Raw genomic sequence first — 5,772 nt, 5'->3', positions numbered from 1 at the left:
GACGACACCTGGTTGACGGCCTCGTTGAGAAGCGTTGAGTAGGTGCCGCCCGACGTGATGGCGGCCGGGGAGTCGCGAATCAAGATGCGGAATCCATCGGTGCGTTCATCGACGTAGGTCAGCAGCGCCAGGGCCACCCGTTCGACCCGCACCCGCGACCTGTTGTTGGTCAGCGACGAGGTGATGCCATCCAGCAGCGCCGACATCTCGCGGTCGACCACGACGGCGTACAGGCCTTCCTTGCCGCCGAAGTGCTCGTAGACGACGGGCTTGGACACGCTGGCCCGCTGCGCGATCTCCTCGATCGACGTGGCGTCGTAGCCGCGCTCCGCGAACAAGGACTTGGCGATCTCGACGAGCTGCTGGCGCCGTTCGGTGCCGGTCATGCGCGCACGGGGTGCTCGCACTTCCTTCTCGGGCGCTGCCACACTGTCAGCGTAGGGCAGTGCCACCCTCCCGGGTCGATGCGCTCCTGCCAGCCGTCAGACTAAAGTCACTCCCGCAGTCCGTCGTGGTGTAATCGGCAGCACCTCTGATTTTGGTTCAGATAGTTCAGGTTCGAGTCCTGGCGACGGAGCAGTGAGTGAGGCTTGCCGAACGAGCAGACGGCCTAGGCTTGCCGAGCGACCATTCAGCACGGGGCACGTTCCGTACGCCGAGCATGCGTGACCCGCACCGCGGCACGCCGCTCCAACCCGGCACGACGCGCACGCTCGCGCGGAAGTGAGGAATCGATGACGACAAGAGACGCCACCGCGGTCATCGTCCTGGCCGCGGGGGCAGGCACCCGCATGAAGTCCGACATTCCCAAGATGCTGCACACGCTGGCAGGCCGCAGCATGCTCTCGCACACCCTGCACGCCATCGCCAAGGTGTCCCCGCGGCATCTGGTCGTCGTGGTTGGCAAGGACCGCGATCGGGTATCGGCCGCGGTCGGCAGCCTGGCCGACGAACTGGGCATCACCATCGACGTCGCCGTGCAGGATCAACAGCTCGGCACCGGCCACGCCGTCGGTTGTGGGCTCGCGGCCATACCTGCCGACTTCTCCGGCACGGTGATGGTGACGGCGAGCGACGTCCCGCTGCTCGACGCCGACACGCTCGCCGGCCTGATCGCCGCGCACGGCGCGGAGTCCGCCGCGGCGACGCTGCTGACCACCACGCTGCCCGACCCCACGGGCTACGGCCGCATCCTGCGCACCCAGGACGGCGAGGTCACCAGCATCGTCGAGCAGGCCGACGCGTCGCCGTCGCAGCGCGCCATCCGGGAGGTCAACGCCGCCGTGTACGCGTTCGACGCCGGTGCGCTGCGGTGGGCGCTGACCCAGCTCAGCAGCGACAACGCCCAAAGCGAGCTCTACCTGACCGACGCCATCGAGATCCTGCGTCGCGACCACCAGCGCGTCCGCGCGCAACACGTCGACGACAGCGCCCTCGTCGCGGGCGTCAACGACCGCGTCCAGCTGGCCGACCTGCACCGGGAACTGAACCGCCGGATCGTGGCCGCCGCGCAGCGCAGCGGCGTGACGGTCGTCGACCCGGCGACCACCTGGATCGACGTCGACGTGACCATCGGACGCGACACCGTCGTGCATCCTGGAACCCAACTGCTGGGCACGACCCGCATCGGCGCGCACTGCCAGATCGGGCCCGACACCACCCTGACGGGCGTCGTCGTCGGGGACCGGGCCACGGTCATCCGGACCCAGGGTTCGTCGTCGAGCATCGGCGACGGCGCCGTCGTCGGACCGTTCGCCTACCTGCGGCCCGGCACCGAGCTCGGCGCCGAAGGCAAGATCGGCACGTTCGTCGAGACCAAGAACGCGAACATCGGCGCAGGGACCAAGGTGCCGCACCTCACCTACGTCGGGGACGCCGACATCGGCGAGAACAGCAACATCGGCGCCTCCAGCGTGTTCGTCAACTACGACGGGGAAACCAAGCGCCGCACCACGATTGGCTCCCACGTCCGCACCGGATCGGACACCATGTTCGTCGCCCCGGTCACCGTCGGCGACGGCGCCTACACCGGTGCGGGCACCGTCGTCCGCGAGGACGTGCCGCCCGGCGCGCTGGCCGTATCGGCCGGCCCGCAGCGCAACATCGAGGGCTGGGTGGCCCGCAAGAGGCCGGGCAGCGCCGCCGCCGAGGCTGCGGGCAGCGACGCCGCCGGTTCCGAGACCGACCGTCAATCGGACGCCTGACGTTGGCATTCCGGTAACCCGGCCACGCGGTCCCAGAAACGCTACGTACGATCAACCCCGTATCGATCCCCGACGGCAAAGGCAGCTCGAAGTGGCCACGGACTGGACCGACAATCGCAAGAACCTGATGCTGTTCTCGGGCCGCGCGCATCCCGAGCTCGCCGAGCAGGTCGCCAAGGAGCTGGACGTCAGCGTCACCGCGCAGACGGCCCGCGACTTCGCCAACGGCGAGATCTTCGTGCGCTTCGACGAGTCGGTGCGCGGCTGTGACGCCTTCGTGCTGCAGTCCCATCCCGCGCCGCTCAACAAGTGGCTGATGGAACAGTTGCTGATGATCGACGCGCTCAAGCGCGGCAGTGCCAAGCGGATCACGGCGATCCTGCCGTTCTATCCGTACGCCAGGCAGGACAAGAAGCACCGTGGCCGCGAGCCGATCTCGGCCCGCCTCGTCGCCGATCTCTACAAGACCGCGGGTGCCGACCGGATCGTGTCGGTCGACCTGCACACCGATCAGATCCAGGGCTTCTTCGACGGCCCCGTCGACCACATGCGCGGCCAGGCATTGCTGTGCGGCTACATCCGGGACAACTACGCCGACCACGACATGGTGGTCGTCTCCCCCGACTCCGGCCGCGTCCGCGTCGCCGAGAAGTGGGCCGACTCATTGGGTGGCGTTCCACTCGCGTTCATCCACAAGACCCGTGATCCGCTGGTGCCCAACCAGGTCAAGTCCAACCGCGTCGTCGGCGACGTCAAGGGCAAGACCTGCATCCTGACCGACGACATGATCGACACCGGCGGCACCATCGCCGGAGCGGTGAAACTGCTCAAGGCCGACGGTGCGGCCGACGTCGTCATCGCCGCCACGCACGGTGTGCTGTCGGACCCGGCCCGCGACCGACTCGCCGAGTGCGGCGCCCGCGAGGTCGTGGTCACCAACACGCTGCCCATCGGCGAGGAGAAGCACTTCCCTCAGCTGACCGTGCTGTCGATCGCCCCGCTGCTGGCCAGCACGATCCGCGCCGTGTTCGAGAACGGCTCGGTGACGGGACTGTTCGACGGGGACGCCTGATGGCAGTGGCGGCAGCCCAGAGCGTGATCTATCTCAACCCCCGGTGCTCGACGTCGCGCAAGACCTTGGACCTGCTCCGCGAGAGCGGTGTCGAGCCCGAGGTGGTCCTCGACAGCGTCCGCGAGATTCTGTGACCTCAGCCCGGCTCGTATGCGCATTGGCGGCGCCGCTACTGGTCGCCGGATGCGCCGCAGGCGGGTCCGGAACCGTCGCGACACCGACCTCGTCGTCCGCCGCCGCGACCAGCGCGGTGGCGCCGATGACGCCCGCCCCGCCACCAGCCGGCCAGCCGGTGCCGTTCCGGGACTACCTCGCGTCGATCAACGTCACCGGGAGTCCCGTCCGCTTCGACCAGGCTCCCGGCCTCACCGTCACGGTGCCCACCCCGGACGGTTGGGCCCGCACCGCGGACCCCATGTTCGCGACGGGGGTCGACTTCGTGCAGCCGATCGACGTCAAGGGGACCTACCCCTCGGTGACGGTGATGGCCATCAAGCTGGACGGCCAGTTCGACCCGAAGGACGCCGTCCTGCACGCCAACACCGACGCGTTGCCGCCGAACGCCACCGGCGTCGTCGAGTCCTACGCCGACTATCGGGGTTTCCCGTCGGCGGTCGCGCAGGGCGTCGTCGGCAACGTGCAGCACTACAGCCGGATCGTGCTGGCCGACGTGCCATCGAGCGGTCAGCGGTACCTGGTTCAGCTCGCCGTGACGACGCTCGTCGACCAGCCGATCGACAAGTCTCCCCAGCTCACCAGCATCGTCTCCGGCTTCACCGTGACGGCGACGTGAAGGCCGCGTTACCCATGGCCGCCTGCGCCGCCCTGACGATCGGACTCACCGGGTGCGGACCGTCGGCGCCTGATTACCGGTCGATCTGGACGACGCCCACGACGACGACCACCACGAGCTCCGCCGAGAAGCCCATCTCGATCTCCACCTACTTCGAGCAGGTCAACGTCACCGGGGCGCCCGTCGCCCCCGACAAACTGACCGACCTGGAGGTGTCGGTTCCCGAGCCGCCCGGGTGGAAGCCGTACTTCAACGCCAACCTCTCGCCGGGCACGCGGACGATCGCCAAGGGCGCCACCTACCCGACGGCGATGCTCCTGGTGTTCCAGCTGGACGGGAACTTCGACCCCGCAGAAGCGTTGAAGCACGCCGACGGCGACGCCCTGCTCTCGGAGAACTTCAAGGAGCTCAACTCCTCGAACGAGAACTTCCGCGGCTTCCCGTCGGCGATGATCGAGGGCACCTACGACCTCAACGGGCAACGGATGCAAAGCTACAACCGGGTGGTCATCGCGACCGGAACGCCTGCGCGAGCCGGCCTGCCAGGGCAGAAGTACCTCGTCCAGCTGACGGTGACGACGTTCGCCGACAAGGCTCAGGAGGAAGGGCCCGACATCGAGGCGGTCATCAAGGGCTTCACCGTCAAGGCGAAGTAGGCCGTCGCCGTCGGCCTGCAGGGGCACGCGACGGCAGGCGGCAGCGTTTGCGCCGTGATTTCGTGATGAATGCGGACGTGCGTTAATCTTGCTGACGATCACGGCGAGGGTGGACCGACTGGGCCACCGTTATCGGCGGGAACCACATTTCGCAGCCCAGCTGCTTCCTGTCTCCCTCGCCGCGCCACCACAGACCGGCACAGGAGCACATCACATGGCCAAGACAGCGGCCCACGCCTCGAACAATCTGACCGCTGAGGTCCGTACCAAGACCGGCAAGGGCGCGTCGCGTCAGGCCCGTCGCGACGGCAAGGTGCCCGCCGTGCTGTACGGCCACGGCGCCGATCCCCAACACCTGACGCTGCCTGCCCGCGAATTCGCCGCCGTGCTCCGCAACTTCGGCACGAACGCCGTGCTGACCCTCGACATCGACGGCAAGGAAGCGCTCGCGCTGCCCAAGGCCATCGAGATCCACCCGATCCGCCGCAACATCCAGCACGTCGACCTGATCATCGTCCGCCGCGGCGAGCGCGTGACCGTCGAGATCAACGTCGTCGTCGAAGGCGACGCGGGCCCGGACACCCTGGTGAACCAGGAGTCCAACACCATCGAGATCGAGTCCGACGCCATGTCCATCCCCGAGAGCCTCACGCTGTCGGTCGAGGGCATCCGCGCGGGCACGCAGTTCCTCGCATCGCAGATCCCGCTGCCCGAGGGCGTCACGCTGATCTCCGACCCCGACCTGCTCGTGGTCAACGTCATCCCCGCTCCGACGGCCGACGACCTCGAGGCCGAGGGTGCGGGCGAGGCCACCGACGAGCCGGCGGCCGTGGCGTCCGAGGAGGCCGAGGGCGAGGCTGCGGACTCCGAGTCCGAGTAGTCGCGCGGTAACTGGAAGTGGCCGAACCCCTGCTGGTGGTCGGCCTCGGCAACCCCGGACCGCGGTACGCCACCACCCGGCACAATCTGGGCTTCTTCGTCGCCGACGTTCTCGCCGATCGTCTCGGCGCGGGATTCAAGGTGCACAAGAAGTCCGGAGCCGAGGTG

At 68.4% G+C, this 5,772-nt stretch carries 6 protein-coding genes, 1 tRNA gene and 2 pseudogenes; 8 read left to right on the top strand and 1 reads right to left on the bottom strand.

Annotated features, from left to right (window positions below; genetic code table 11):
• Positions 1 to 386: TetR/AcrR family transcriptional regulator (locus tag ABW137_RS04295; RefSeq protein WP_526397224.1), on the bottom strand; the 386-nt coding region annotated here is incomplete at its 3' end.
• A gap of 119 nt (positions 387 to 505) precedes the next feature.
• Between ABW137_RS04295 and ABW137_RS04290 the strand changes: the two genes are divergently transcribed.
• The 8 genes and pseudogenes from ABW137_RS04290 to ABW137_RS04255 all read left to right on the top strand — a co-directional run.
• Positions 506 to 577 (top strand) — tRNA-Gln (locus ABW137_RS04290).
• A gap of 157 nt (positions 578 to 734) precedes the next feature.
• Positions 735 to 2,204, top strand: a complete 1,470-nt coding sequence (glmU, locus tag ABW137_RS04285) for a bifunctional UDP-N-acetylglucosamine diphosphorylase/glucosamine-1-phosphate N-acetyltransferase GlmU (protein ID WP_526397221.1) — start codon at positions 735 to 737, stop codon at positions 2,202 to 2,204.
• Positions 2,205 to 2,295: 91 nt separating this feature from the next.
• Positions 2,296 to 3,276 (top strand): ribose-phosphate diphosphokinase, encoded by a 981-nt coding sequence (locus ABW137_RS04280; RefSeq protein ID WP_526397219.1) that lies wholly within the window; start codon positions 2,296 to 2,298, stop codon positions 3,274 to 3,276.
• Positions 3,276 to 3,383 (top strand): annotated as a pseudogene (locus tag ABW137_RS04275) (arsenate reductase (glutaredoxin)); the annotation flags it as partial. The gene ABW137_RS04280 and the pseudogene ABW137_RS04275, both read left to right, overlap by 1 nt.
• Before the next feature lie 23 nt (positions 3,384 to 3,406).
• Positions 3,407 to 4,069, top strand: a complete 663-nt coding sequence (locus tag ABW137_RS04270) for an LpqN/LpqT family lipoprotein (RefSeq protein WP_526397217.1) — start codon at positions 3,407 to 3,409, stop codon at positions 4,067 to 4,069.
• Between the two features lie 14 nt (positions 4,070 to 4,083).
• Positions 4,084 to 4,725, top strand: coding sequence for an LpqN/LpqT family lipoprotein (locus ABW137_RS04265; protein WP_526397223.1), 642 nt, complete (start codon positions 4,084 to 4,086; stop codon positions 4,723 to 4,725).
• A gap of 214 nt (positions 4,726 to 4,939) precedes the next feature.
• Positions 4,940 to 5,605, top strand: coding sequence for a 50S ribosomal protein L25/general stress protein Ctc (locus tag ABW137_RS04260; RefSeq protein WP_526397215.1), 666 nt, complete (start codon positions 4,940 to 4,942; stop codon positions 5,603 to 5,605).
• 17 nt (positions 5,606 to 5,622) lie between these two features.
• A pseudogene (locus tag ABW137_RS04255) lies at positions 5,623 to 5,772 on the top strand (aminoacyl-tRNA hydrolase); the annotation flags it as partial.

It is taken from the genome of Mycobacterium sp. (assembly GCF_040509115.1).
GTDB lineage: Bacteria > Actinomycetota > Actinomycetes > Mycobacteriales > Mycobacteriaceae > Mycobacterium.
This window is presented reverse-complemented; position numbering and strand designations above follow the sequence as displayed.